The following is a 26583-nucleotide window of genomic DNA, read 5'->3' on the forward strand; positions in this document are numbered from 1 at the left end:
ACCTTTTTTATTCGATCAAACGTTTTTTTGTCAGCACACGCAATAGTATGCAAATGAACGCCATCAGTTAATTCTGACAATAAGTTGGCTTGTTTACTTTCTATCGTATCCATAAAGCGATCCGCATCGTAACGCGAAGAAATCGTTAAACGCCCTTTTAACTCTCCGTATATAGGATGTTCTACGATAACATCTACTACTTCTCCTCCATTGTCCACTACTGCATACAATTCAGCTTTTGTTTCGGATGCACTATGGTCACTGGCTAATTGACCGACAAATTTATTGGTCATTGATGCAGATTCCAATACATATCCTTTGGGAGTAGCTATGACATCAATACCACTCGCTCTTAATAAAGCCACATCGCCTACAATAATTTGACGACTCACACTTAGCCGTTCTGCTAACTTTCTGGCACTCACCGGTCTATTCTCCTGTGATAAAATCGAAACAATGCTGTCTCTTCTTTTAGTTGCTTCCATCAAAAATCAGTCCTTTTCAATTAATGCACTCTTTTATTCTTAATTATACCTTAATTCTCTTCGATTAAAGCGTTTAAATAAAACTTATCGTCCGTAAGAATTTCTCAAAAATATGCTATACTATAAAAAACGTTTTAATAAGGAGATCAAATGAAAAAATTGACATTTATTTTTCTTATACTCATGAGTTTAACTATCGTCTTTTGCCTCTATGGCTACTATGAAAATCGTTCATTAGACATTGATCATCAAACTATTGCTTTGGAAGACTTGCCACCAAAGTTAGAGCATCTAAAAATCGTTCATTTATCGGATACTCATTTTGAAAGAAATCGTATTTCAATTGACACGTTACTTTCAGAAATCGAACAAGTCAAACCTGATCTTATTCTTTTGACGGGTGATTTAATCGATCGTACGGCGGACTTGAGCAATGTGCCTCTTGAAGAATTTGGTCGCTCTTTAATGAGTATTGCTCCAACATATGCCGTATCCGGTAATCATGAAACAAGCAGCGGACAATTAGGCGCATGGGAAAGTGAAATAAGTCATAGTGGAGTTACACTATTAAACAATAGACAACTTACCTTAACCGTTAATGATGCTCAACTCGCACTAGTGGGTGTCAGAGATGAATCTTTTCCAAATGAAGTGCCTCTGTCAGATCCCATAAGCGATGATACACCAGTCTTGCTGCTCGCTCATCACCCGGAATACTTCGAGCAGTATCTCACTTCTAATCCAATGATCCAGCCGGATATCACGTTTAGTGGCCATGCACACGGCGGACAAATAAGACTGCCACTTATCGGTCCCTTATACTCTCCTGGCCAAGGATTTTTCCCTAAATACACCACAGGCATTTACACTAGCGAAAAAGATCCCACAAAGCAGCTAGCGGTAAGCCGAGGCATCGGGAACAGCATATTCCCTTTTAGGATTAACAGTAAACCTCATCTATTAATTATCACACTTGAACGTAAAAACTAGGAAAAAGCCACTAGTGTAAGGAAAATAATCCTACTAGTGGCTTTTTTCATCTGTTTTATTGACTAAATTGTGCCTCATACAATTTTTTATACGGTCCGTCATTTGCTAGCAATTTCTCGTGACTGCCTTGTTCAGCGATTCCCTCTTCCGTTACCACAACAATACGCGTCGCATGTTTAATGGTTGCTAATCGATGGGCAATGATTAACGTTGTCCGACCTTCAGCTAACGAATTGAGCGATTCTTGAATTACTTGTTCTGTTTCAGTATCTAAAGCTGAAGTCGCTTCATCTAAAATCAGAATGGGCGGATTTTTCAAGAACATACGCGCAATAGACAAGCGTTGTTTTTGTCCACCAGACAACTTAACGCCTCTTTCACCAATAATGGTGTTTAAACCTTCTGGCATATCGTTAACAACTTTCTCTAAATGAGCCAACCGCACGGCTTCTTGTATTTCATCCTCACTTGCATCCAATTTTCCGTAAGCAACATTTTCTTTGATACTTCCCGGGAAAAGATAAACATCTTGTTGAACTACACCAACTTGCTCTCGTAATGACTGCATAGTCATATCTTGAATATTGATTCCATCAATGGTTACTTCACCTGCATTAACTTCATAGAATCGAGGCAGTAAGTTACAGATTGTCGTTTTACCTGCACCACTCGGTCCAACAAAAGCCACGGTTTCGCCCGTTCGAATGGATAGATCAATGCCATCCAAAACTTTTTTTAATGAATCATACCAAAAAGAAACATTCTTATAGTCAATATTTCCTTCTAAACGTTCTACTTCAATTGCATTTTCCTTATCTTGAATAGCAGGCTCTTTGTCAAGTTCTTCTGTTAAACGCTTGAATCCTGCAATTCCTTTAGGGTAACTTTCAATCATCGTATTTACTTTTTCGATTGGTCGAACAAAAATATTAGACAATAAGATAAAACCTACAAAATCGCCGTAACTAATTTCGCCTTGAATCGTATAATAAGCACCAAAAAATAACGCAAATAAATTAATCAAACGGATCAACAAATAATTATACGAAGAGCTTATTGCCATCATTTTATAGAAAAGGATTTTTGATTTTCGATAAGCTTGGTTTAAAACTTCAAATTTCCCGGCTTCATGTTCTTCATTAGCGAAAGCTTGAACAACGCGTATTCCACTGACGGAAGCTTCGATGCCCGCACTAAATTCGCCTAAATCATTAAAAATTTTTGTATTGATTTTAGTCATTCGTTTATTAAAAAATACTAATGCAATCGTGATAAAAGGAATCATCACAAACGTTGCTAAAGCAAGCTGAACATGAACATTCAACATCAATAAAAAAGCTCCACCTAACGTAATGAACGTGATAAACACATCTTCTGGACCATGGTGAGCAACTTCTGATATTTCAAATAAGTCGTTCGTCAGGCGCGTCATTAATTTGCCCGTTTTTTGATTGTCGTAATAACTAAACGGTTGCTCTTGCAAATGCCCATACAATTCACGGCGCATATCTGTTTCAATATTCACTCCCAGTTTGTGTCCAAAATAAACGACAACATACTGCAAAGAAGTGTTCACGATGTACAAAAATAGTAAGGATAACGAAACCGTTACAATCAATGTCCAATTTTCCGAAGGCAATAAATCATCGATTACTCGATTAACCACAACCGGGAAAGACAACTCTAAAATGGCTGCTAGTATCGCACATCCAAAATCCAGTATAAATAATTTTTTATACGGCTTATAATAACTAAAAAAACGTTTTAACATATTGTCCTCCAAACGAGTTTATTTATTTTCCAACCAAAACACTAAGTCTATTTTTGATTTTGAGCAAACTCCATTAAAATCACCACATGATTGAATTGTTCATCTTTTGCTGCATAAACAAAGGTGACCGGGGTGCGCTTTAATTGTTCAAAAACTTGTTTAACAAAACTTTTTGTATCAGGATTTGATTCTAATTCAGCCAAATAAACTTTTTTAAACCACTCAAACTTTTGTGGTTGATGATTAAACTCTTTACGAATGGCCGTCGTTGGCGTAATCTCTTTTACCCAGTCATCGATACTGGCGTTTTCTTTTGACACTCCTCTGGGCCACATTCGATCTACTAAAATACGGTAACCATCTTCTTTTTCAGCTTTCTCATAGACTCTTTTCATATTTAGTCGATAACTAGACATTTCTAATCCCCCTATTAACAGGCTAAAAAATTAAACCCTATTAAGGAAAATTCTATCCTTAATAGGGTTTAAAGTAAACAAATTTGCTAGGAATTACTTAACAACCAATTTGTCTACACTTGCAAAAGATAATACAAAACTAGAAATTTTCATTAGTAAAGCTAGTCTATTATTCCGAACAGCTTGATTATCAGCCATCACCATATTTTCATTGAAAAAGGCTTCAATCAAGGGTTGCAACTGTTCAAAAGAAGTGTAACTTTGTTTGCTATTTTCATTATTGACTGTTTTTTCAATTTCTACAAATGCTTCATACAATTCTTGTTCAGAATTTGTTTCAAATAAAGCCGGGTCAACTGAAAGTTGGTCTTGATCAAGCATCGCTTCACCTTTATTTGCTAGATTTACTACACGAGTTAAAGCTTCGATTGTCGGTTTAAAAATAGTATCTGATAAATGACTATTGATAATACGTCCAGCTTCTACTAATTTAAGTAAATCTTCTTGGCGGGAATTCAAAGCCGCATCAATGACATCATGACGGATACTTTCTGCCAATAATAATTGACGGATACGAGCTTTGATGAAGTCAACAACTTCAGCTGTACTCGACTTGTACCCTTCGAATAAAGCGCTTTGTGCGATAACCGAAGTCGATAAAATAGCCTCTTTCAAAGATTCCATTGGGAAATTCCAATTTTTTGATTCAATGATGCGGACAATACCATACGTTTGGCGTCTCAAGGCATAAGGATCATTTGATCCAGTTGGAGTCATTCCAACCGCAAAGAAACTTAAGACACTTTCCAATTTATCTGCAATCGCTAAAACAGCCCCTACAGATGTTTTTGGCAGTTCTCCCTCACTGGATACCGGCATGTAGTGTTCTCTAATAGCTGCAGCTACTGCTGGCGTTTCTCCTTGCGTCAAAGCATACTTCTCACCCATGATTCCTTGTAACTCAGGAAACTCACCAACCATATTCGTTACCAAATCAAATTTATAAATTTCAGAAGCACGTTTCAGATCAGTTAATTCCGTTTCGTTTAAGCCAACTTGTTTTCCAATAAGTTGCGCAATAGCTTGCACTCGATTCATTTTTTCATAAATAGAACCAATTTTTTCATGGAATGTTACTTGTTTTAAGCGTTCGACACAAGCAGCAATTGTTAATTTTTGGTCTTCTTCAAAGAAAAATTGACCATCATCCAAACGAGCCGTTAATACTTTTTCGTTTCCTCTAGCAACGGTTTCAATGTGATTAGCATTTCCATTACGAACAGAAATAAAGTAAGGTAAAACAGCTCCTTCACTATCTCTTACCCCAAAGTAACGTTGGTGGTCTTTCATTGAAGTGATCAAAACTTCTTCTGGCAGATTCAAGTATTTTTGATCAAATGAACCATAAAAGGCCGTTGGGTATTCGATTAAGTTGTTAACTTCTTCTAGCAATTCTTCATCCATCGAAACAGACCATTGATTTGCTTTGACAAGCTCTTCAATTTGATTAACGATCATTTGTTTACGTTTTGTACTGTCCGCAATCACAAAGACACTTTCTAAGGTTTCTTCGTATGCTAAAGCATCAGCAAACGTTACATCATGTCCCAAAAAGCGGTGGCCACGTGATGTGTTCGCTGTTTGGATATCCAGTAATTCAAAAGGAATCACTTCGTCATCTAACATCGCTGTTAACCAGTGGAATGGACGGATGTATTTAAATGTATGGTCTGCCCAATGCATGCTTACAGGGAACGTCAGTGAAGTGATTACTTTATCTAAGCCAACCAAAATTTCATTAACGGTTTTTCCAGAAATAAATTTATCTACATAAACGTAATCAACGTCTTTAATTGATTTAAAGTAGATATCATCTGTTGTTGCCCCTTGACCACGGGCAAATCCAATAGCGGCTTTACTCCAATTGCCTTCAGCATCTTGTGCAATTTTTTGAGCGGGCCCTTTAACAGATTCTTGAACATCTTCTTGTTTTTCAGCAATATCTTTGACAATAACCGCTAATCGTCTTGGAGTTGAAAAAGGAATCACTTCTCCATGTTCTAAGCGGTTTTCTTTTAAAAAGGCTGTTATTTTTTGCACTAATTGTTGGCTACTTGGGGTAACGATGTGCGCTGGAATTTCTTCTAACCCAATTTCGAGTAATAGGTTTTTTGTCATATTAGTTTGCCTCCTTAGTTTCGATTGATTGATCTTGAAGCAAAGGGAAGCCTAATTTTTCACGTTCTGTGACAAAAGCTTTTGCAATCGAACGAGCCATATTACGAATGCGCGCTAAGTAACCCGCACGTTCTGTAACCGATACTGCTCCTCTTGCATCTAACAAATTGAAAGTGTGGCTACATTTTAAAACATAATCGTAAGCAGGATGAACCAGACCAGCTTCAATTTGAACGAGAGCTTCTTTTTCATATTCATTAAACAACATCAAAAGCAACTCTTGATTGCTATTTTCAAATGCGTATTTTGAATGCTCATATTCAGGTTGAATAAAGATCTCACCGTATTTTACGCCTTTAGTCCATTGAATATCATAGACGCTGTCTACGTCTTGAATGTATGAAGCTAAACGTTCTAATCCATAAGTAATTTCACTAGTTACAGGATTGCATTCTAATCCTCCAACTTGTTGGAAGTACGTAAACTGAGTGATTTCCATTCCATCAAGCCAAACTTCCCAGCCTAAACCAGCACAACCCATTGATGGATTTTCCCAGTTGTCTTCAACGAAACGAATATCATGTTCTAAAGGATCAATTCCTAATAAACGAAGACTTCCTAAATACAGTTCTTGAATATTATCAGGTGATGGCTTCATAACCACTTGAAATTGGTGGTGTTGGAATAAACGGTTTGGGTTTTCACCATAACGACCATCTGCTGGACGTCTTGAAGGTTCTACATATGCCGCATTCCATGGTTCAGGTCCAATAGCACGTAAGAATGTATACGGGCTCATCGTACCGGCCCCTTTTTCTGTGTCATAAGCTTGAAGCAACAGGCATCCTTGATCTGACCAATAATTTTGTAATGTTAAAATAATTTCCTGAAACGTTAGACTGTTTTCTTTCATTATCGCATTCTCCTTTTCATTTCACATTTTACTCGTTAACTAAAAAATAACGCAAAAAAGTCCCTATGCTGACAACTATCAGCATAGGGACGATAATACAATCGCGGTTCCACCCTAATTCTAGTTTATTAAAAAACTAGCATCTCTTTTTTTAAACAGCTCCAGAATGCCTTTCAAAACTTTCTCTATATTTGGCTTACACTATCCCAAACTCGCTCATTTAGAGTGAAATTTTTACTTTTTTCTTTCAACGCCAGTTATTCAGTTGTTACTATCATAGCTTGCAACAAGAACGTTTGTCAATCATTTCTTTTCATTCTCGCCGGTTGTTTCATTAGGAGGGACTCTTTTATCGACTAAGAGATTTCCCCACGTATACATCTGATCAATAAATTTTTTACTTTTCAGCTTAATTCCGACAGATTCATCATAAATCAAGTCAATCAACGTCCGAATTTCTCGTTTTGTTTCTTCTTTAACGGTAATAGAGCCTAATTGATCTAATGAAACGACCGAAAATAACCGCACAAAATGAATAGCTCTTTGACTTGAATGGTAACGGTAACGGTCTAAATGCCAATGACTTTGACACAGTAAACCGCCATAACTGCCTGAATAGTCAAACGGTCCCTCAGTCTCCCCACATACACGACAACCTCTCAATTCAGGAGAAACCCCAAAGTATGGCAGAATCTGCACTTCAAATATATTGACAACTATTTCAGGATCCGTTTCTTCATCAATTTCAGTTAAACAGCGATCAATTTTATGAAACAATGCTCCATCTACGATACCGTCATCTAAAGCTGCATCCGCTAAATTTAAAATATACGTCGCATAGGCATTCAAAAAAATATCTGTTTGCATACTCTTATACTGATCTACTTCTTTTGCATCACGTATAAAGCACAGTCCAGTATCTCGAATATCAGCGATGTATGTTGCTTTCGTAAAAGGCAATACCGCTGTTTTAAGTTTATTTTTTTGCTTTCGGGTTCCTTTAACGAAAAACATTCTTTTGCCAAAGCGGCTCGTAAACAATTTGACCAATTGATCGTTTTCGCGATGATTGCGCACCGATAATACAATGCCCTCTACCTCTTCTATTTGAGCCATATAGAATCCTCCTATGATATGCTCTTCATTTAAAAAAACAAACCAAAAAATATGGTTTGTTTTTTAAATCGATTAATCCTTTTTAGTAATCATCTTTGCGGTAACCGTAATCTTGCAAATTCGTTTGACGATCACGCCAGTCTTTTTGAACTTTTACCCAAAGATCTAAGTAAATTTTATCGCCTAATAACACTTCAATATCTCTTCTAGCGCGGATACCGATGTCTTTTAACATTTTACCGCCTTTGCCAATGATAATTCCTTTTTGGCTAGAACGTTCAACAATGATTGCTGCATGAACTTGGACTTTACCCAATTCATTTCGTTGCATACTCTCAACAACTACAGCTACAGAGTGAGGTACTTCTTCTCTTGTTAGTTCAAGAACTTTTTCTCGAATCAATTCAGAAACAATAAAGTATTCTGGGTGATCGGTTACTTGATCATCTGGATAGAATTGAGGTCCTTCAGGCAAATATTTCGTTACTTCTGATAATAATGTTTCTACGTTATTGCCATCTGCAGCAGAAATTGGAATAACTTGTTCAAAATCGACTAATGAACGGTAATCCTCAATAATTGGCAACAACTGGTCAGGATGGATTTTATCAATTTTATTCAGCACTAAAAACACAGGACTTTTTACTGTTTTTAATCTTTCCATGATAAAGTTATCTCCAGGGCCACGTTTTTCTGCAATATTTACCATGAACAAAATAACATCCACTTCTCTAAAAGCACTAAACGCTGAGTCTACCATAAAGTCCCCAAGACGGTGTTTTGGTTTGTGAATCCCTGGGGTATCGATAAACACAATTTGTGATTCTGGTGTAGTGTAAATACCTTGAATTTTATTTCTTGTTGTTTGAGCTTTATCACTCATGATTGCTATTTTTTGTCCTACAATTCTATTTAATAAAGTTGATTTACCGACGTTTGGACGACCAACAATAGAAACAAAACCTGATTTGTGCTCATTCATATTTTTCATTAAACCATATCCTCCGATTTAAAAGCTCCCGGCAGCAATTCGCCAACCGTTGTGAATTGTTTGTTGCCTTTATTATTTGTTAATAAAACTGGCATGTCTGGCCCACAGAATTCTGCCAGTACTTGTCTACATGCTCCACAAGGAGAAATAGGACCATCTGTATCACCCGTTACCACTAAATAGTCAAATTCTTTATTCCCCTCAGAAATAGCTTTGAAGATTGCTGTTCGCTCTGCGCAATTGGTTAAACCAAAAGAAGCATTTTCAATATTGCAGCCTGAAAAAATTTCTCCCTCTTTCGTTAAAAGAGCTGCTCCAACTGGAAAATGAGAATAAGGGACATAAGCCTTTTCTAACATGTCCGTTGCTTTATTAATAAGTGTGTCGACTTTTTGATCTGTCAAGTGCATAAGTAAAATCTCCTTTAAAATAGTATTTGCCATAATTTAGGTAAAATAATGATTGCAGCTACAACAATGGAAAAAGTTGCGGTAACTAAAACAGCTGCAGCTGCCATGTCTTTTGCTTTCTTTGCCAAAGGATGATATTGATCTTTAGCTGCTAAGTCGACTACATTTTCGATTACAGTATTCCAAACTTCCATTATGATAACTAAGAAGACACTGAAAATAACCCATAGCCATTCATTGACGACTAAATTAAGGAATGCACACAAAATCAAAACAATTAAACCAATCAAAATATGTGAACGCATATTTCTTTCTTCTTGAAATGCGGTTAAAATTCCCTTAAATGCATATTTAAAAGAGTCAAGAAATGTAGAATTTTTCCCAATTCCACTTTTATCTTTTAAGTCCATAAGCTTCTAATATCTCTTTCTGCAACCCAAACATTTCTTTTTCATCTTCAGGATTCATATGATCGTACCCATTTAGATGTAAGAAACCATGTAAGGCAAGAAATCCTAATTCTCGATCAAAAGAATGGTTATATTCTTTGGCTTGGCTTGCGGTTTTATCAACTGAAATGATGATATCGCCAATATTTCTTGGCATCGGTTCATCTAATTCATCAAAATTGATCATTAATTCATCTTCTACTTCATCTTCAATTGCAAAACTTATAACATCCGTTGGCTGATCTTTGCCACGATAAGTTTTATTGATTTTTTGAATATTTTCGTTGTCTACGAAGGTCACAGACATTTCTGTATCTTTTGGCAACTCTATATGCTTACCAGCAAACTCCAATAAAGAATTCACCATTTCTTTTTGTTCCATTGTAATTTGGTTTGTTTCATCATACAAATCTAGTTCCATAAGGGCTATCCTCACTCCTTTTTATTTTACTATTCTATGCTTAAAATCATTCTTTTTTTAAAGCCGGATATTCAATCCTCGAATGGAATGTCCCGTTTAGTCCTGTACAGATGGCTTGTTCAACTACTTTCAATTCTTGTAAAGAAATGGAACACTCATCAAACTGACCATCTACAATTCTACCATTAATTAAATTATGAACAAAATTTTCAATGGTTTCTTTAGTAGGATGTGACATTGACCTTACAGCTGCCTCAGCACTATCTGCAATATTGATGACCGCTGCTTCTTTTGTTTGTGGTTTCGGACCAGGATACCTAAAATCACTCTCAAGCACAGTATCATCTTTCTCTTTAGCAGCAACATAAAAATATTTCATAAGAGTCGTTCCATGATGCTGAGCACAAATATCAATGATTGATTGAGGTAATTTAGCTGCTTCTAACATTTTCACACCTTCAGAAACATGTCCGAAAATAATTTCTTTACTTTCAAAAGGAGTCAATAAATTATGTGGATTTTCCATTCCAGGCGGTAAATTTTCGACAAAAAAGAGTGAATGACGTAATTTACCAACATCATGATAATAACAAGCTACGCGAGCAAATAATGAGTCTCCTCCGATAGCCCCAACAGCATTTGCGCTTAGGTTCGCTACCATCAAACTATGATGATAGGTTCCTGGAGCTTTCGTTAGCAGTTCTTTTAACAAAGAGCTATTTGGGTTAGACAATTCTGTTAAGGTTAATACCGCATTTTCACTAAACAATACTTCAATATAAGGCGATAGAAGTACCGCTAGCAAGTAAGATATGATGCCGCTTGAGAGGGCATAAACAACGATTAAAAACGTCTGTTGAGACCAAATAGTCATATTTAAGTATAAAACAAAAGAGCTAATAAATAAGGCATTAAAAACCGTTACCCATATAAAACTTGACCAAAATTGGTTTGTAATTTTAGTACGGGTGATCATCGTACCCATCATGCCACTTAGTAGATAAAACAGAACCAACACAATACTAAAACTGGTTCCTGAATCAGGGCTAAAAATAAAGATAGAAAACGCTGCAGTAAACCCATTAGCTAAAATACCAAAACGTCTTGAACCAAATGCGGTCAATAAAATGGAGGTCAATGCAGCTGGAAACAATAAACCAATAAATTCTATATCGGCCGTTTGAATCAACTGTAACCCTTTCATCAATAATAGTGAAGCCACCATAACGATGGAGTAAAAGCTAATTTGACGTCCATGTTCTATCCTATCAATGTTTCTTGATTTTCCTAAATAGAACAATAATAGCGCTTGAGTAAATAGCAAAACAATTAGCCCATATAAAGCTTGTTTAGAAGAATCATCATCTAACAAGCCTAGTAACTCCAACTGGTGCATATCGTTACTATCAACGACATGACCTTCTTGAACGATTACTTGTCCTTGTAAAATCAATGACGGTTGAACGTTTGCCATCTCTTCTTCTTTTTTCTGCTCAGTAGCATTTTCGTTGTAAATGTTATTTTCAACAATTGCATTATCAACAATCAAGCTTGCTATTCGTTGCATATTTGAATCCAAATCAGAATAATCTAAATTATTATTTGCTTCCAATTTAACTTCGTTTATTTCTTCATTCTTTATGGGTTGAGTCATCGCATCAGAAACCACGAAAGCAATAGATTCTTTCATGCTGGTTAAAATTTTTTCATCAGTCGCGATTAAATCTAAAATCGCCCAACCAGGAAGCATCTCAATGAAAGCTTTTGTAGCTTCGTCTAGATTATTCAACTTTTCATTGAACATACCTAATAGGGCATCATTCGTTAATTGATCTACTTTTATTTCTGACAATTCTTGAGAAGATATCGAACTGTTACTTTCTGAGGCCTTTTTTCTTGTTTCCTTTAAATTGTCTTCATATGCTTTGTTTCCTTCTTGGATTACTTCATCTACCGTAGCGAATAAAACTTCTACTTTTGCAGTTTGAATATCTTTTAAATCGGCATTATACGTATATACAGGAGCAACAGTCGCTGCAACAGTCGTTTTATTTTCTGCTGTTTTTTCTTTATCTTCAACAGTTGCATTTGCTCTTATGGTTTCTTCAGCTACTTGAAAGAGCTCAATATCTAAAGATTTTGGTTTAACAGCACTGTACATGATTGAAAATAAAATGACTGATGTAAGCAAAAGAATAGAAGGAATATATAGTTTGCCCATTTTTTTCTGAAGGCGTATTAAATTTCTTCGCATTCATTCACTTCCTATTCGTTTTTTTCGCTAGTCAATTTTTCAATATCGCTCTTTTTACCTTCACTTAATGTTTTTTCTTCGTTATAAGCATTGATAATATTTGCTACTACCGGATGACGAACAACATCATTTGAGTCAAATTGAACAAAATGAATACCTTTAACTTGATTTAAAACTTTTTCAGCATGAACGAGTCCACTCATCGCTCCTCTTGGCAGATCAATTTGAGTAACATCTCCATTTACGATCATCTTTGAACCAAAACCAAGGCGAGTAAGGAACATTTTCATTTGAGCTTTCGTCGTGTTTTGTGCTTCATCAAGTATCACGAAAGCATCTTCTAAGGTTCGCCCTCTCATATAAGCTAAAGGAGCAATTTCAATCACATTTCGATCCATTAGACGAGTGGTATGTTCTAAGCCAAAGACGTTATATAACGCATCATAAATCGGACGTAAGTATGGATCAACTTTCTCTTTTAAGTCTCCGGGTAGAAAGCCTAGACTTTCACCTGCTTCAACTGCCGGACGAGTAAGAATGATTTTTTTCACTTCACCTTTTTTCATCGCAGCAACAGCCATAACGACCGCTAAGTATGTCTTACCTGTCCCAGCAGGTCCCACTCCAAACGTAATGTCATTCTTTTTAATTGATTGGATGTATTGACGTTGCCCAAAGGTTTTTGCTCTTATCGGCTTACCGTCATGATCTTTTCCTATTTCTTCTTCATACATACTAATAAAGAATTGCAGAGTGTTATTTTTCGCCATTTTGATAGCCGTTACGACATCCGCAGGTCCTATACTAATGGAACGTTTGATTAGTTCTTCTAATTGATTAAGGATTGCTTCCACTACAGCTGTCTTTTCTTCAGTACCGATAATTTCTAAATGGCTTCCACGGCTGTTAATGACAACTTCCATTGAGTCTTCTAATAAAGCTAAATGTTTATCTTGAGTACCAAATAGAATAGCTGCAGTATTTTCGTTTTTCAAATTTACTAAACGTGTTTCGTTCATTAAGTTAGTCAAACAAACAACACTCTCCTTTTTCTTTCTATACTTTAAAGAATAGCACATTTTTTGTCTAAAATGAAGCTTTCCTTCTTAGATAGAAGAGCAATTAGGGAACATTAAGAGCAAAAAAAAGATAAAGTTAAGAAAAATCTTAACTTTATCTTTTTTAGAGGATAATTGCTTATCCTTAAGCATTCAATAGTTCTTTTACTAATCGATTTACTTCGTTACCGTCTGCTTTACCTTTTGTTAAAGGCATAACAACTCCCATAACTTTCCCAAAATCTTTCATAGACTTAGCATCTACCTTAGTAATAGCTTCTTGAATAATCGCTTTAAGTTCGTTTTCAGAAAGTTGTTGAGGTAAATAGTTTCCAACGATATCAATAGCTGCTTCTGTTTGTTCAACCAAGTCTTCTCGACCAGCATCTTTAAACTCCGCAAGAGATTCACGACGTTGTTTCATTTCGCGAGAAAGAACTGTTAACTCTTCATCCTCACTTAATTCATTACCTTTGCTGATTTGATCATTTTGCAATGCAGCTTTTAACATACGTAGTACAGCTAAAGATTCTTTATCTCTGGCTTTCATCGCAGTTTTAATGTCGTCATTAATGGTTTCTAAAAGTGACAAGACTTTCCCACCCTCAATTCTAAAAGCAATTTACTAGAATTTACGTTTTCTAGCTGCTTCAGATTTTTTCTTACGTTTCACACTTGGTTTTTCATAGAATTCGCGTTTACGAGCTTCTTGTAAAGTACCTGTTTTTGAAACGGAACGTTTAAAGCGACGAAGAGCATCATCAAGAGATTCATTTTTCTTAATAACTGTTTTTGACATATAAATTCCCTCCCTCCGTGCTTGAAAAAGTAACCGTTATTTAGAACACACTAATAAATTACTGCATTCATAAACACTGTCCTTCCTTATTATATCGAATGTATTTTTTTACGTCAATACAACATTTCCATATTTCAATAAAAAAGAACACTTTATTGCTTTTTTTTGAAGTTTATTGCACTTTTATCATTTTATTTAAGAACATTTTTCACATTTTCCGAAAATTTCAAACCGATGGGACTCAATTGTGCACCCATTTAATTGATTTTCGAAAAAATTCATTGGACACATTTCGATTTGTTTTGTTTTCCCACAATTTGTACAAATAAAATGATGGTGATGCCCAGTGTGTTTGCATCCAAAACGAAACATTTTTTCTCCGTTTAATTCCGTTTCCTCAAGAACATTTAATTCTACAAAAGTATAAATATTACGATAAATTGTATCATAACTAATAGAAGGGTATCTTTCTTTTAAACCTAGTTGTACTTCTTTTGCTGTTAAATATCGATTTTCCGCGGCAAATACGGATAACATATTTTCGCGTTTATCAGTATATTTATATCCATGTTCTTTTAACGTTTCAATAGCTTGTTCAACTGCTGTCATATAGATGATCGCCTCCTTTACATGAACCATTTACCATCAAGTAGTATAACTTATCCGTCTAGTATTAATCAAGTTGTAAATCTTGCATCTTTCATAAGTGATTCATTGTCGTTTCACTCCGTATTCCTGTATACTATTAGGAAAGTAAGTAGAAATAATGAGGAGGAACAAAATGTCTTCACAAAAAACAATTAATTTATATATTATTTCAGATTCAGTAGGAGGAACGGCTAATCAACTCGGTCAAGCAGCCATGACTCAGTTTCCTGATGCCGATATAAAGGTTTCAGCATACCCCTTTATCCGTGGAACAGATACGCTCATATCCATATTAGAAAAAGCAGACATTGATAATGCGTTAGTTCTTCACACTTTTGTAGATGAAGAGCTGAATAAAATGGCTCAAGTTTTTTGCAAAGAACATGAATTAGTTTGTTTTGATCCATTATCTCCAATCATTAGAGAAATAGAAACTCGTTCTGAACTAGCTCCTTTACAAAAACCAGGAGCATTACATCTTTTAGATGAAACTTATTTTAATCGAATAAAAGCTATTGAATTTGCAGTTAAATTTGATGATGGCCGTGATCCAAAAGGTTTCTTAGAAGCAGACATCGTATTACTCGGCATTTCTAGAACCTCAAAAACACCATTAAGTATGTTTTTGGCTAATCAAAATTATAAAGTAGCTAATCTACCTCTTATACCGGAAGCACATATTCCTGAACAGATCTGGCAAGTAGATCCTAAAAAAATTGTTGGTTTAACAAGTGATCGAAAAGCGTTAAACTCTATTCGCCGAGAACGAATGTTAACTTATGGAATGAATCCAGATACAGAATACTCTAAGTTGGACCGTATTGATCGAGAATTAGCTTTTGCTAAAGAATTGTATGAAAAATTAAATTGTTTAGTGATTAATGTTTCGAATAAATCAATTGAAGAAACAGCAGCTATTATTATTAATACATTGCAAATTGCGCATAAGACACATGAACAAAATTAATTTGTGTCAATAAAGACTCCTTGCTCAAAATAAAAAAACTTGAAGAATAACCGCCTAAAGCGTTATCTCTCAAGTTCTTTTTTTTCGTTGTTTCTATTTGGTTTTGTTAGAGGATTTTAGTCTTATTAATCGTAATAAACTTCATCTAAAAATAGTCCTTGAGAAGGGACAGTCATACCTGCCTCGCTTCTGATTCCACTCTTGAAAATAGCATCAATCGATTCTAGCTCCGTCGTTCCAGCACCAATTTCTAAAATTGTACCCATAATGATTCTAATCATTTTATATAAGAAACCTTCTCCTATAAACGTAAAGTGCAATAAGTCGCCTTCTTTATGGATCTTGATTTCATTAATCGTTCTAACGGTTGATTTTTTCGATTTCTTTAGAGAAGAGAAACCGATAAAGTCATGCTTTCCAACAAGTTTGTCGCAAGCCTTATTCATTTTATCTATATCAAGGTCACCAGCGTACTCATAGCTGAAATTGCGTTCAAATACAGAAGGTACACTGTTATTCCAAACATAGTAGCTATATTTTTTACCGCTAGCATTATATCTAGCATGGAATCTTTCCGGTACTTCTTCCAGTTTCTTAACCACAATGTCACGGGGAAGATAACGGTTTAGATGGTCCAACATTGCTTGAAGCTCCATGGTAGATTCTGTTTTAAAATTGGCTACCTGCCCTTTAGCGTGAGCCCCAGCATCCGTACGCCCTGATCCGACTATTTCAGTTTTAGTTCCTGTCATTGCGGTTATCGTATTTTCTATTTTACCTTGAATCGTTTTATCTGAATCAGTCAGTCTCTGCCAACCCAAATATCTAGCGCCATCGTACTCTACTGTCATTTTAATATTTCTCATTATATCCCTCTTAATCCTCTGATTCGGTTTCTACTTTCATACCGTACACTTCACTATTTATTCCATAATTGCCGATTGCCCTGTCTAGTTGACAAGGTGCAATCTAATCGTTTGTTGCTAATGGTTTACGTTAAAGAAATTTGGCTTCGCTTTAAAATCCACGACTGGAACCGCCGCCACCGGAACTTCCGCCGCCACCAAATCCTCCACCGCCGCCGAAGCCACCTCCACCGAAACCTCCGCCGCCAAAACCGCCACCACCACGGTAACGACTTCCACCAGACATTCCTAATAGTAAAGGCCACATTCCACCGCCTCTTCTTCCACCAGATCCGCCGCCACCAAAAAAGCTACTGATAACAAAAAAGATGATCACCACAATAATAATAGATGAAAAACCACCATCATCATCATTGTATTCTGATGGATTGACTTCATAACCAGAAAAAATTGTGTCATTATCAAATTGATACTCTTCATTAACCTTTACAGCTGTTTCAGTAAAAATATTTTTCAAGGCACCATCAAAATCATTATTCGATAAAGCATCGATATTACGGTCTAATATGGCTCCGGTTCCACTATCGGTAAGAGCCCCTTCTAAACCATACCCAATTTCAAATCGGATTTCACGTTCTTCAGCAGATAATAGAATTAAGACACCATTATCTAAATCAGCCCCACCAATTTTCCATTTTTCAAACAATTCAGCAGTATATTCTTCAATTGTAACATCCTGTAAACTATCTACGGTAGCTACTACAATTTGTGGTTTTTCTTGAGTATCTTCGTAATGCTTATTAACATCTAATATAAATTTTTCAGTTTCATCTGATAGTAAATTTGCTTCATCAAAAACATAAAATTCATTAGATGGTTCAGGATAATCAACAGCAGCTTCAACCGTTAGAGGAAATATACTTAAAAGCAATAAGCTGAAAAGTAGCGACAAGGTGCTTAAAATTGAAATAGGCTTAATTTTTTTCACTAGATTTTCTCCTCGCGCATAAGACATAATGTTGATTATTCATTATCGAAGTTAACTTCAGGCGCAATTTCTGCACCATCAACGGCTTCAAAGTAAGGTTTTTCTGAGAATCCTGTTATTCTAGCAATAATAGAACCTGGGAAACGTTTTACTTTGTTATTATATCCTTGTACAGTTTCATTGTAACGTTTTCTTTCAACAGCAATTCGATTTTCTGTTCCAGCAAGTTCATCCATCAACCCCGTTACATTTTCGTTCGATTTCAACTCTGGATAATTCTCAACTACGACTAATAAACGAGACAGCGCTGAGTTCATTTCGTTATTAGCTTCTACTTCCTCTTCCATAGAACCCGCACCACTTAATGAAGCACGTGCATCTGCAATCGCCGAAAAGACTTCTTTTTCTTGGTCCATTGCTCCTTGAACTGAATTAACTAAATTTGGGATCAAATCATTTCTTCGTTGCAATTGCGATTCAACTTGCGACCAAGCTAAATCTACATTACTTTCTTCTTTAATTAATCCATTGTATGAGCTGATTAAAGGGATAGCGATAATCACTACTGCTACGATGATTCCTATAAGTATTTTTGTGCCACTTTTCATATTTTTCATGTGTCATCCTTCTTTCTTAATTTATTTTCTTTTGCTTAAGTATACTTTATTTCATTGACTGGCGCATCCGTCTAAAGAATGAAAAAAGTAATAGCCGATTAAATAGTCGTAAGACCATTACTCATTAAGCTCTTTCTTCTGAACGAACCTGTTCTCTTGAATTAAGTATGACATAAAACCTTTTTTTTAGGAAATATTACAGACAAGAAAAGAGAAAAAGAAAGTTTTTTTCTTTTTCTCCTTAACGGACAGTCTTTTGATCAATAACCTACTTGATTTAAGATATCTTCTAATAAATTCGGATTAAAAGTCTGTTCTTTTAGCATTTTAATTTCATAGCCATAAGGGGCTTTTTTGTCTTTCTTGTCTTCTCCTACATAAGGCGTTTCTAATATTTTAGGCAAGTCTGTTAACTGAGGGTGATGAACGACTTTATTCAAAGCGTCAAATCCAATCGTGCCAAAACCGATATTTGCATGACGGTCTTTGTGACTGCCTTGTGGGTTTTTCGAATCATTCACATGGACCACTTTAAGACGCTCTAATCCTATAATTTTATCAAATTCCTCTAAAACGCCGTCAAAATCTTCTTTAACGTTATACCCAGCATCGTTTATATGACAAGTATCCATCGTTACAGATAGTTTATCATTTAAGGATACACCCTCAATAATTTTTGCTAGTTCCTCAAAATCACGCCCTATTTCGGTTCCTTTACCCGCCATAGTTTCAAGTGCAATCTGTGCCAGTTGATCCTTATGCAACACTTCATTCAAGCCTTTGATAATTTGAGCAATCCCTGCTTCTGACCCTGCACCAACATGCGCTCCCGGATGCATCGTAATCTGTCTTGCGCCAAGAGCTTCTGCTCTGACAATTTCAGCTCTTAAAAATTCAATCGCAAAAGCAAAATTTTCGGGTTTGATTGTATTTCCAAAGTTTATAATATAAGGCGCATGAACAACCATTTTAGACAAATTATTTTCTGACATGAAAGCTGTTCCTTTAGGTATATTCATATCTTCAACCAATTTACGTCTTGTATTTTGAGGAGCTCCAGTATAAATCATAAACGTTTCAGCATTGTAACTAGCAGCTTCTTCCGCTGAACCTAACAACATTTTTTTCCCACCCATTGATACATGTGAACCTAATAAAACCATCTTTTTTTCTCCTAACATTAAATGCATTTTCTTTCATTCTAAGCTAGTTATTTCAAAAGAACAACTAAGACTAACTTATTTATTTTCAATTACTCTTTGAGAGAAAGTTTACTTGCTCTAACTAAATTCTCTGAAACAACGGATGTATCACTGAAAAAATCAGCTAAGTGTTGTTTCTCTTGAGTAAATAATACCATCAAATAGATAAATGGGAATGTTTTTAAAATGTAACGACCAAAGCCTTCACGAACAAGAACCGTTCCCCAACTTAATTTTTCTTCTTTAAAACTGATGACCCGAATTCCAAAAATGATTTTTCCAATTGTCTGGCCATTTGTCCATTTTGTTAAAACAATAAAATAAAGGAGATATACGGCCAATTTACTTAATGAAAACGCTGAAAAAGGGTCTTCGTTAAGTGGATAGCGCAGCACTAAAAATAGGGTTTTAACAATTAGTCGATTCAAACTCCAAATAACGAGTGAATCAACTGAAAAGGCAAATAATCTAAGCCAAAATCCTGCATAGAAAAAAGTAGGGAAATTGTGAAACGGCTTCCGGTGCCGTTCTTCTTCTTTTTGCTTTTCTTGCCAATATTTTCTTCTAGCATCTCTAAGTTCTTGTGGACTCTTTGGTTTTTTCTCTTCTATTACCATCTCACTTGAGGAAGTATTAAATGCTGCTTTTTCTGAATGTGTTGTTACTTCATTATTCTCTTCATTTTGTTTCAAACGTTTCAACCGTTTTGCTCTTTCAAGCTCTGCTTCTTCAATAGCTAATACTTTCTTCAATTCACCTAAATCTAATTCTTTGGTATCGCCTTTTTTTGTTTGTTCCACTTCTTTTGCATTTTCTGGCTCATTATTTTCCGAAGTTATAGACATATTATTCACCTCCGTAATAATACATCATCTTTGGAGAATCAGGTGTTCCAATAGCAGACACTAATTTACCTAGCTCTGATTCCATTGTTTCACTTGTTTGAAATAAACTGTTTACTTTTGCACTAAACAAAGATGAAAATGATAAAGAAGGTGTTTGATAACTGAAAATCTCTGCATCTTCTAGTTTATAGTCTTTTTGAATAGTTTCAAGGGCATCTTCTTGGTAACCAATCTCATCGACTAATCCAAGTTCAACAGCTTGCGCACCATCATAAATGCGTCCATCAGCTATCGTTCTAACTACGTCTTCATCCATGCCTCGCCCCTTAACAATTACATCTACAAAGCGATCAAATGATGTATTTACCATTGTTTGTAAAATGGCTGCATCCTCTTCAGTCATTTCTCTAGTAGTAGAACCGATATCTTTAAATTTACCACTTTTAATAGTTGTATCATCTATCCCAATCTTTTCAAACAATTCAGTAAGATTTGTTCCAGACATAATAACTCCAATTGAGCCAGTCAGCGTTTCTTCAGCAGCAAATATTTTTTCTGCTGGTGCTGAAATATAATAACCGCCGCTGGCAGCCATGCTTCCCATCGAAACATAAATAGGTTTTTTAGTTTTTTCTTGAATTTCAACTAATTTATCTTTAATTTGGGCACTTTCATACGTTCCGCCACCTGGAGAATTAACAGACAAAATGATTCCTTTAATTGTATCGTCTACCAAAATTTGTTCCAATTGTTGTAAGAATCCATTATGATCGTATCCTGAGTCACCTGTAAAACTCGCTGTTTGACCTGCTAGTATAGTGCCATCTACTGACAATACAACGATTCGCTTTGAACTGTCTCCAGCATCTATTATACTTTCTTCCAATTCAGTAGTGCCGAATACACCTAATAAATTATCACTTAATGATTCAGTTGCTTCTTGTTTATCTGCAGTATAAGAAAAATAATTACTGAAAAATAATGAGAAAATAAAAATACCTAGAGCAACACCAATCGCACTCCATCTTTTTGCATTCATCTATAAACCTCCCAAATTTTGTTTCCTTAGTCTATTTTGACAAAACTGATTATGAATAACAAGTTATATTTTTATTGATTTCTTTATATTAAAAAAAAAAAGAAAACAACGCGAATAAAACTAGTTTACTCGCGTTGTTTGACTGTTAATCTTCAATTTTTGTTGTATGAATGGATAATTCATCCAATTGTGCTTCACTAACTATACTAGGTGCTGAAGTTAATGGATCTGTTGCTTTTCCGTTTTTAGGGAAAGCAATAACTTCACGAATATTTTCTTTGCCTGCAAGCAACATAGCAAAACGATCAAGTCCTAGTGCAATTCCACCATGTGGTGGGAAGCCGTACTCTAATGCCTCTAATAAGAAACCAAATTGTTCTTCAGCTTCTTCTTTTGAAAAGCCTAAAGCAGCAAACATTTTTTCTTGTAAGTCACGTTTATGAATTCTGATAGATCCTCCACCTAATTCGTAACCATTTAACACGATATCATAGGCTTGAGCATAGACTTTGCCAGGATCTGTTTCCAATAATTCTATATCCGATTCTTTTGGCATCGTAAACGGATGATGCGCTGCAGTATAGCGTTTTGCTTCATCGTCATACTCCAATAAAGGCCAGTCAACAATCCAAAGGAAAGCGTACGTTGATTCATCAATCAATTCTAATTCTTTGCCTAATTTCGAACGCAAAGCACCTAATGAATCGTGAACAACTGATTTCTGATCTGCAACAAACAATAATAAGTCGCCAGTTTCTGCCCCCATTTTTTCAATCAAAGCTGCAGCATCATCTTTAAAGAATTTAGCGATAGGACCTTTTAAACCATCCTCTTCAACTTTTAACCATGCCAAGCCTTTAGCTCCGTATACAGAAACAAATTCGCCTAAAGCGTCGATATCTTTTCTAGAGTAATTGCTAGCAGCACCCTTAGCGTTAATCGCCTTAACAGCTCCACCATTTTCAACGGCTCCACTAAACACCTTGAAACTAGAGTCTTTAACTAACGCACTAACGTCAACCAATTCTAACCCAAAACGAACATCTGGTTTATCACTACCATAACGACTAATGGCTTCGTCATACCCCATGCGTGGGAATGGTAACGTTAATTCAACACCTTTAGTATCTTTTAATACTTTAGCTAATAACTCTTCCGTAAATGATTGAATCTCTTCTGGTTCCAAAAAGCTCGTTTCAATATCGACTTGAGTAAATTCAGGTTGACGGTCTCCACGCAAATCTTCATCTCTAAAACAACGCACGATTTGATAATAACGGTCAAAACCAGCACCCATCAACATTTGTTTGAACAATTGCGGTGATTGCGGTAAAGCATAAAAATGACCTGGGTGGACACGTGAGGGAACTAAGTAATCTCTAGCACCTTCTGGAGTTGATTTTGTTAAATAAGGTGTTTCAGTGTCAATAAAATTGTGATCATCTAAATAATGACGGATTGATTTTGTCATTTGGTGACGTAAAATCATATTTTGCGTCATTTCTGGACGTCTAAGGTCTAGGTAACGGTATTGCATTCTCTTATCATCAGATACAGCTACACCATCTTCGATATAAAAAGGCGTTGTTTTTGACGTATTTAAAACTGTTACGTCATATACTTCTACTTCAAGCTCACCTGTTGGAATATTCTTGTTTACAACAGCGGCATTCCGTTCAACAACTTTCCCTTTAATTTCCAGTACAAATTCACTCCGAATATCTTCAGCGATAGCTAAAGCTTCTTTTGAAAAAGTTGGATTGAAAACGATTTGAACAATTCCTTCACGGTCGCGTAGATCGATAAAAATTAAATCACCTAAGTCGCGTCTTTTTTGTACCCATCCTTTTAATACTATTTCTTGCCCTAATAAATCGCGTGAAACTTTCCCGCAATATTCGGTTCTTTTTCCCATTCATTCCAGCTCCTATCACTAATTAATCGTTTTAGTCTTCTTTATTGAAAAAATCATTAAAAGCTGTCATATCTGCTATTTTTAAATTGAATAATTTTTCAAAGTCTTTATAAATTTCTGCTAGCGAAACACTTGATTCTTTGCCTGTTTTCATCACTTTAAAATTCGCTTCTTTTCTTTCAAGCTCTGCATCGCCTAAAGTAATAACAACTTTCGCTTTTAATTTTGACGCTGTTTTAAATTGCCCTTTTATTTTACGGTTCATATAATCCCGTTCAGCAGACAATCCTGCTCCGCGAATCGCTTGAACAATTTTAAGCGATTCAAGGTTAGTTGCTTCACCTAACCCAATGACATAGACATCTACCTCATGCGTATCGGGTATCTCAATTTCTTCTGCTTCTAATGTCATCATCAAACGTTCCAAACCTAATGCAAAACCAAAACCAGGTGTAGCCGGTCCGCCAACTTCTTCTACTAAACCATCGTAACGTCCACCAGCACAAATTGTTGTGATTGCGCCGAATCCAGGAGCATCACTCATGACTTCAAAAATTGTATGTGTGTAATAATCTAAGCCTCGAACCATATTGCTATCTACTACAAAAGGAATATTCAAAGCTGTTAACATTTCTTTGACTGCCTCAAAATGAGTTTTTGACTCTTCGCTTAAGTAATCCAAGATAGATGGTGCATTCTTCACAATTTCTTTATCATTTTTATCTTTACTGTCTAAGACACGTAAAGGATTTTTGTGCAAGCGGGTTTGAGAATCTGAACTCAACTCTTCGAAATGAGGTTCTAAATAAGCAATAAGAGCTTCTCTGTAAGCTAAACGACTCTCCGCATCGCCTAATGAATTGATCACTAATGTTAATTTTTCTAATCCAAGTTCTTCAAATAACGCCATTGCAAGTGCCATTGACTCTACATCAGTTGCTGGATTTGTACTACCAAATACTTCAACACCTAATTGATGGAATTGTCTCATTCTGCCGCCTTGAGGACGTTCATAGCGGAACATTGGACCTTTGTAATAAACTTTATAGGGTTTATTGTGTTCTGGACCAAATAATTTATTTTCAACAAACGCACGGACAACTGGTGCAGTCCCTTCTGGACGAAGCGACATATGACGTTCGCCTTTATCATAAAAATCATACATTTCTTTTGAAACGATATCACTTGTTTCGCCTACTCCACGAGAAAATAAATCGTAACTCTCAAAAATTGGTGTTCTTATTTCTCCAAATTGATAGTCAGCCAATACCATATTTAAAATTTCTTCAACATATTGCCATTTTCTTGAATCTTCTGGTAATAAATCAGCGGTTCCTTTTGGTTTTTGAATTGCCATACCTTAACACTCCTTATTTTATACAATTATCATTTATAAAAAAACACAAAAAAATCCTTATTCTGAATAGAATAAGGACGAATGATTGCTCACTATACGCGGTACCACCTTTATTTGAAAGCCTAAGCTTTCCTCAACGATTAACGCTCGTAACGTAACAGCTTTTCACTGCTAACCCTCAAGAATGTCTTTCAGTTAACTCTACGGGAATTTCTTTCAGCCTAAGGAAATTCTCTCTATTCACACGTCAGAACTACTTACTTTTTCTGTCATTGGGTACTTATATATTAAAGTAAGGTTACAAGAAAGACTAGCTAATGTCAAGACTAGAAAGCTAAATGGGTTTCATTTTGCTCTATTAATAAAAAAATACAAAGGAATATTAGGATTTAATTGCATATTAAAGCGCATCATTGCTATAATTGGAAAGTACATAGAATCTATAGTTGGTTGCGTTACCGCCATTAAGAAAGTAGTGAAACTATCAGTGGAAAATAAATTAATATTAAAAAAGCAAAAAAAGTTTGTCACATTGTTCATCATTGCATTGTTTATCGGATTAACTGCTTTCGCTACCGTTGTTCTGGCTAATCAAGGAACCATCAAAGTGGATGCAAGTGTTGTCAATGTCCGAACGGGACCAGGACTATCTTACGACATTATGACACAAGTTACTGGTGGAGAAAAAGTAACCATGTTAACCGAGGAAAACGAATGGTATAAAGTACGTTTAAGCAACGATCAAATCGGCTGGATCGCCAGCTGGCTTATTGAAAATACCGAAGTGAGTGCTGCAACCAATAAAATTGGTGTTGTGACTGGAGAAGAAGTAAACATTCGGAGTGAAAGCAATGCTGATTCGGATATTCTTGGAAAAGTTACAAAAGGAACGGAATTAACTGTGCTGTTTCAACAAGAAGGTTGGACTCAAGTTCAATACTATGGCCAAGTTGCTTGGATTAGTTCAGAATTAATTAAAATGACTGAGTCTGCAACAGAAACAACGACAGTTGCTGTTGCAGAAGAAGAAGATTCCGCACCTATCCAAACGGTTACGACGCGTAGTTCAGGCACAAATATCAGAAACAGCCCTTCAATAGAAAGTGGTGTTGTGACAACTGCTGAAAAAGGGGAAAGCTTCACTTACCTCTCTACGGAAGGCGATTGGTATCAAGTGAAATTACCAGATGGTCAAAAAGGCTATGTAGCCAATTGGGTCGTTGATTTATCTGCAGATCAAACACCAGCTCCTACAGCAAGTGTTACTTCACTAGCTGAAGCTACTATTGTTATCGATGCAGGACACGGTGGTAATGATCCGGGTGCCTTAGCGAATACCTTTTATGAAAAAGAAGTGACGTTAGATACCGCTAAACTTGTTGCTAATCGTTTACGCGATGCTGGAGCAAATGTAATTTTAACTCGATCAGATGATACATTTGTGAGCTTAGATGAACGAGCTGTTATCAGTAACAAATCTAATGCAGACGTATTTATCAGTTTACACTATGATTCAACTGAACATGCGAATGAGATAAGCGGAACGACAACGTATTACTACCATGATAGAGATATACCTTTAGCTGAAATCGTTAGTGGGAATTTCCAAGAAAAAGGGCTATTGCCTAATAATGATGTTCGTTTTGGCGATTTCTATGTCACGAGAGAAAATACTCAACCGGCGCTTTTAATTGAGTTGGGTTATTTAAATAATGATTTGGATCAACTCACGGTTAATACCTCAAACTATCAAACAACCGTTGCCGAAATCATTTATCAATCATTAAATCAATATTTTATCCCATAAAAAAGAAGAGCTGATCAGTTGAGAAAGTCTCTACTGATCAGCTCTTTTTCATCTGGAATTTCAGTGTTGTTTACTATCGAT

At 35.8% G+C, this 26583-nt stretch carries 26 protein-coding genes and 2 other annotated features; of the genes, 3 read left to right on the forward strand and 23 right to left on the reverse strand.

Annotated features, from left to right (window positions below; translation table 11 throughout):
* Positions 1-485, reverse strand: a 485-nt coding sequence (locus CAT7_RS09925; protein ID WP_035019665.1) for a transcription repressor NadR, incomplete at its 3' end; no start/stop codon positions are given.
* A 150-nt stretch (positions 486-635) separates the two neighbouring features.
* Between CAT7_RS09925 and CAT7_RS09930 the strand changes: the two genes are divergently transcribed.
* Positions 636-1475 (forward strand): metallophosphoesterase, encoded by an 840-nt coding sequence (locus CAT7_RS09930; RefSeq protein ID WP_007725208.1) that lies wholly within the window; start codon positions 636-638, stop codon positions 1473-1475.
* Between the two features lie 55 nt (positions 1476-1530).
* Here CAT7_RS09930 and CAT7_RS09935 read toward each other — a convergent pair whose 3' ends face one another.
* The 14 genes from CAT7_RS09935 to CAT7_RS10000 all read right to left on the reverse strand — a co-directional run bounded on the left by CAT7_RS09935 (position 1531) and on the right by CAT7_RS10000 (position 14869).
* Complete coding sequence (locus tag CAT7_RS09935; protein WP_007725210.1) at positions 1531-3246, reverse strand: ABC transporter ATP-binding protein; 1716 nt, start codon at positions 3244-3246, stop codon at positions 1531-1533.
* Positions 3247-3293: 47 nt separating this feature from the next.
* On the reverse strand, positions 3294-3662 hold the full coding sequence (locus CAT7_RS09940; protein ID WP_007725213.1) for a DUF488 domain-containing protein: 369 nt from the start codon (positions 3660-3662) through the stop codon (positions 3294-3296).
* A 93-nt stretch (positions 3663-3755) separates the two neighbouring features.
* A complete protein-coding gene (gene glyS, locus CAT7_RS09945) occupies positions 3756-5840 on the reverse strand; it encodes a glycine--tRNA ligase subunit beta (RefSeq protein WP_007725216.1) in 2085 nt (694 codons plus the stop codon).
* Between the two features lies 1 nt (position 5841).
* The gene (gene glyQ, locus CAT7_RS09950) at positions 5842-6753 is read right to left on the reverse strand and encodes a glycine--tRNA ligase subunit alpha (protein ID WP_007725219.1); all 912 of its coding nucleotides are present in this window, start codon (positions 6751-6753) and stop codon (positions 5842-5844) included.
* An 82-nt stretch (positions 6754-6835) separates the two neighbouring features.
* Positions 6836-7013: a binding site (T-box leader), on the reverse strand.
* Between the two features lie 43 nt (positions 7014-7056).
* Positions 7057-7869, reverse strand: a complete 813-nt coding sequence (gene recO / locus CAT7_RS09955) for a DNA repair protein RecO (protein WP_007725222.1) — start codon at positions 7867-7869, stop codon at positions 7057-7059.
* 82 nt (positions 7870-7951) lie between these two features.
* On the reverse strand, positions 7952-8851 hold the full coding sequence (era, locus tag CAT7_RS09960) for a GTPase Era (protein WP_007725225.1): 900 nt from the start codon (positions 8849-8851) through the stop codon (positions 7952-7954).
* 8 nt (positions 8852-8859) lie between these two features.
* Positions 8860-9270 (reverse strand): cytidine deaminase, encoded by a 411-nt coding sequence (locus CAT7_RS09965; protein ID WP_007725229.1) that lies wholly within the window; start codon positions 9268-9270, stop codon positions 8860-8862.
* Between the two features lie 14 nt (positions 9271-9284).
* Positions 9285-9680, reverse strand: coding sequence for a diacylglycerol kinase family protein (locus CAT7_RS09970; protein WP_007725232.1), 396 nt, complete (start codon positions 9678-9680; stop codon positions 9285-9287).
* Positions 9664-10140: an rRNA maturation RNase YbeY gene (ybeY, locus tag CAT7_RS09975; RefSeq protein WP_007725233.1), complete on the reverse strand. Its 477-nt coding sequence runs from the start codon at positions 10138-10140 to the stop codon at positions 9664-9666. The genes CAT7_RS09970 and ybeY overlap by 17 nt, the downstream gene beginning before the upstream one ends.
* Before the next feature lie 46 nt (positions 10141-10186).
* A complete protein-coding gene (locus CAT7_RS09980; protein WP_007725235.1) occupies positions 10187-12394 on the reverse strand; it encodes an HD family phosphohydrolase in 2208 nt (735 codons plus the stop codon).
* A gap of 11 nt (positions 12395-12405) precedes the next feature.
* Complete coding sequence (locus tag CAT7_RS09985; protein WP_029277559.1) at positions 12406-13413, reverse strand: PhoH family protein; 1008 nt, start codon at positions 13411-13413, stop codon at positions 12406-12408.
* Positions 13414-13597: 184 nt separating this feature from the next.
* Positions 13598-14044, reverse strand: a complete 447-nt coding sequence (locus CAT7_RS09990) for a GatB/YqeY domain-containing protein (RefSeq protein ID WP_007725239.1) — start codon at positions 14042-14044, stop codon at positions 13598-13600.
* A 33-nt stretch (positions 14045-14077) separates the two neighbouring features.
* Complete coding sequence (gene rpsU / locus CAT7_RS09995) at positions 14078-14251, reverse strand: 30S ribosomal protein S21 (protein WP_007725241.1); 174 nt, start codon at positions 14249-14251, stop codon at positions 14078-14080.
* A gap of 195 nt (positions 14252-14446) precedes the next feature.
* Positions 14447-14869: a Fur family transcriptional regulator gene (locus CAT7_RS10000; protein WP_269319406.1), complete on the reverse strand. Its 423-nt coding sequence runs from the start codon at positions 14867-14869 to the stop codon at positions 14447-14449.
* Between the two features lie 163 nt (positions 14870-15032).
* Between CAT7_RS10000 and CAT7_RS10005 the strand changes: the two genes are divergently transcribed.
* Positions 15033-15866: a pyruvate, water dikinase regulatory protein gene (locus CAT7_RS10005; RefSeq protein WP_007725247.1), complete on the forward strand. Its 834-nt coding sequence runs from the start codon at positions 15033-15035 to the stop codon at positions 15864-15866.
* Positions 15867-15991: 125 nt separating this feature from the next.
* Here the strand turns inward: CAT7_RS10005 and truA are convergent, their stop codons facing one another.
* The 8 genes from truA to hisS form a co-directional block, all read right to left on the reverse strand.
* Positions 15992-16732 carry a tRNA pseudouridine(38-40) synthase TruA gene (truA, locus tag CAT7_RS10010; protein WP_007725250.1) on the reverse strand — a complete coding sequence of 247 codons (741 nt, stop codon included), beginning with the start codon at positions 16730-16732 and terminating at the stop codon, positions 15992-15994.
* Between the two features lie 151 nt (positions 16733-16883).
* Positions 16884-17720 (reverse strand): TPM domain-containing protein, encoded by an 837-nt coding sequence (locus CAT7_RS10015; RefSeq protein WP_007725252.1) that lies wholly within the window; start codon positions 17718-17720, stop codon positions 16884-16886.
* Between the two features lie 35 nt (positions 17721-17755).
* Positions 17756-18337: a LemA family protein gene (locus tag CAT7_RS10020; protein WP_007725255.1), complete on the reverse strand. Its 582-nt coding sequence runs from the start codon at positions 18335-18337 to the stop codon at positions 17756-17758.
* Between the two features lie 260 nt (positions 18338-18597).
* On the reverse strand, positions 18598-19500 hold the full coding sequence (locus CAT7_RS10025) for a deoxyribonuclease IV (RefSeq protein WP_007725258.1): 903 nt from the start codon (positions 19498-19500) through the stop codon (positions 18598-18600).
* Between the two features lie 89 nt (positions 19501-19589).
* A complete protein-coding gene (locus CAT7_RS10030) occupies positions 19590-20384 on the reverse strand; it encodes an RDD family protein (RefSeq protein ID WP_007725260.1) in 795 nt (264 codons plus the stop codon).
* Between the two features lies 1 nt (position 20385).
* Positions 20386-21423, reverse strand: a complete 1038-nt coding sequence (sppA, locus tag CAT7_RS10035) for a signal peptide peptidase SppA (protein ID WP_007725262.1) — start codon at positions 21421-21423, stop codon at positions 20386-20388.
* A 145-nt stretch (positions 21424-21568) separates the two neighbouring features.
* Positions 21569-23338 carry an aspartate--tRNA ligase gene (gene aspS, locus CAT7_RS10040; protein WP_007725263.1) on the reverse strand — a complete coding sequence of 590 codons (1770 nt, stop codon included), beginning with the start codon at positions 23336-23338 and terminating at the stop codon, positions 21569-21571.
* Between the two features lie 31 nt (positions 23339-23369).
* Positions 23370-24695, reverse strand: a complete 1326-nt coding sequence (hisS, locus tag CAT7_RS10045) for a histidine--tRNA ligase (RefSeq protein WP_007725264.1) — start codon at positions 24693-24695, stop codon at positions 23370-23372.
* Between the two features lie 70 nt (positions 24696-24765).
* Positions 24766-24977 (reverse strand) — a binding site (T-box leader).
* A 205-nt stretch (positions 24978-25182) separates the two neighbouring features.
* On the opposite strand from hisS, the gene CAT7_RS10050 reads away from it, so the two are divergent.
* Positions 25183-26502 carry an N-acetylmuramoyl-L-alanine amidase gene (locus CAT7_RS10050; protein WP_007725266.1) on the forward strand — a complete coding sequence of 440 codons (1320 nt, stop codon included), beginning with the start codon at positions 25183-25185 and terminating at the stop codon, positions 26500-26502.
* The last annotated feature ends 81 nt before the right edge of the window (positions 26503-26583 follow it).

Source organism: Carnobacterium sp. AT7 (assembly GCF_000171855.1).
Lineage (GTDB): Bacteria > Bacillota > Bacilli > Lactobacillales > Carnobacteriaceae > Carnobacterium_B > Carnobacterium_B jeotgali.

What these genes read in the sequence shown, in the direction of transcription:
- CAT7_RS09935 (WP_007725210.1), bottom strand. Translation starts at nt 3,246, where the DNA reads ATGTTAAAACGTTTTTTTAGTTATTATAAGCCGTATAAAAAATTATTT.
- CAT7_RS09970 (WP_007725232.1), bottom strand. Translation starts at nt 9,680, where the DNA reads ATGGACTTAAAAGATAAAAGTGGAATTGGGAAAAATTCTACATTTCTT.
- ybeY (WP_007725233.1), bottom strand. Translation starts at nt 10,140, where the DNA reads ATGGAACTAGATTTGTATGATGAAACAAACCAAATTACAATGGAACAA.
- recO (WP_007725222.1), bottom strand. Translation starts at nt 7,869, where the DNA reads ATGGCTCAAATAGAAGAGGTAGAGGGCATTGTATTATCGGTGCGCAAT.
- glyQ (WP_007725219.1), bottom strand. Translation starts at nt 6,753, where the DNA reads ATGAAAGAAAACAGTCTAACGTTTCAGGAAATTATTTTAACATTACAA.
- glyS (WP_007725216.1), bottom strand. Translation starts at nt 5,840, where the DNA reads ATGACAAAAAACCTATTACTCGAAATTGGGTTAGAAGAAATTCCAGCG.
- CAT7_RS10030 (WP_007725260.1), bottom strand. Translation starts at nt 20,384, where the DNA reads ATGTCTATAACTTCGGAAAATAATGAGCCAGAAAATGCAAAAGAAGTG.
- truA (WP_007725250.1), bottom strand. Translation starts at nt 16,732, where the DNA reads ATGAGAAATATTAAAATGACAGTAGAGTACGATGGCGCTAGATATTTG.
- CAT7_RS09930 (WP_007725208.1), top strand. Translation starts at nt 636, where the DNA reads ATGAAAAAATTGACATTTATTTTTCTTATACTCATGAGTTTAACTATC.
- sppA (WP_007725262.1), bottom strand. Translation starts at nt 21,423, where the DNA reads ATGAATGCAAAAAGATGGAGTGCGATTGGTGTTGCTCTAGGTATTTTT.
- CAT7_RS09965 (WP_007725229.1), bottom strand. Translation starts at nt 9,270, where the DNA reads ATGCACTTGACAGATCAAAAAGTCGACACACTTATTAATAAAGCAACG.
- CAT7_RS09940 (WP_007725213.1), bottom strand. Translation starts at nt 3,662, where the DNA reads ATGTCTAGTTATCGACTAAATATGAAAAGAGTCTATGAGAAAGCTGAA.
- CAT7_RS10020 (WP_007725255.1), bottom strand. Translation starts at nt 18,337, where the DNA reads ATGAAAAATATGAAAAGTGGCACAAAAATACTTATAGGAATCATCGTA.
- CAT7_RS10005 (WP_007725247.1), top strand. Translation starts at nt 15,033, where the DNA reads ATGTCTTCACAAAAAACAATTAATTTATATATTATTTCAGATTCAGTA.
- CAT7_RS09980 (WP_007725235.1), bottom strand. Translation starts at nt 12,394, where the DNA reads ATGCGAAGAAATTTAATACGCCTTCAGAAAAAAATGGGCAAACTATAT.
- CAT7_RS09985 (WP_029277559.1), bottom strand. Translation starts at nt 13,413, where the DNA reads ATGAACGAAACACGTTTAGTAAATTTGAAAAACGAAAATACTGCAGCT.
- hisS (WP_007725264.1), bottom strand. Translation starts at nt 24,695, where the DNA reads ATGGCAATTCAAAAACCAAAAGGAACCGCTGATTTATTACCAGAAGAT.
- aspS (WP_007725263.1), bottom strand. Translation starts at nt 23,338, where the DNA reads ATGGGAAAAAGAACCGAATATTGCGGGAAAGTTTCACGCGATTTATTA.
- era (WP_007725225.1), bottom strand. Translation starts at nt 8,851, where the DNA reads ATGAATGAGCACAAATCAGGTTTTGTTTCTATTGTTGGTCGTCCAAAC.
- rpsU (WP_007725241.1), bottom strand. Translation starts at nt 14,251, where the DNA reads ATGTCAAAAACAGTTATTAAGAAAAATGAATCTCTTGATGATGCTCTT.
- CAT7_RS10025 (WP_007725258.1), bottom strand. Translation starts at nt 19,500, where the DNA reads ATGGTTTTATTAGGTTCACATGTATCAATGGGTGGGAAAAAAATGTTG.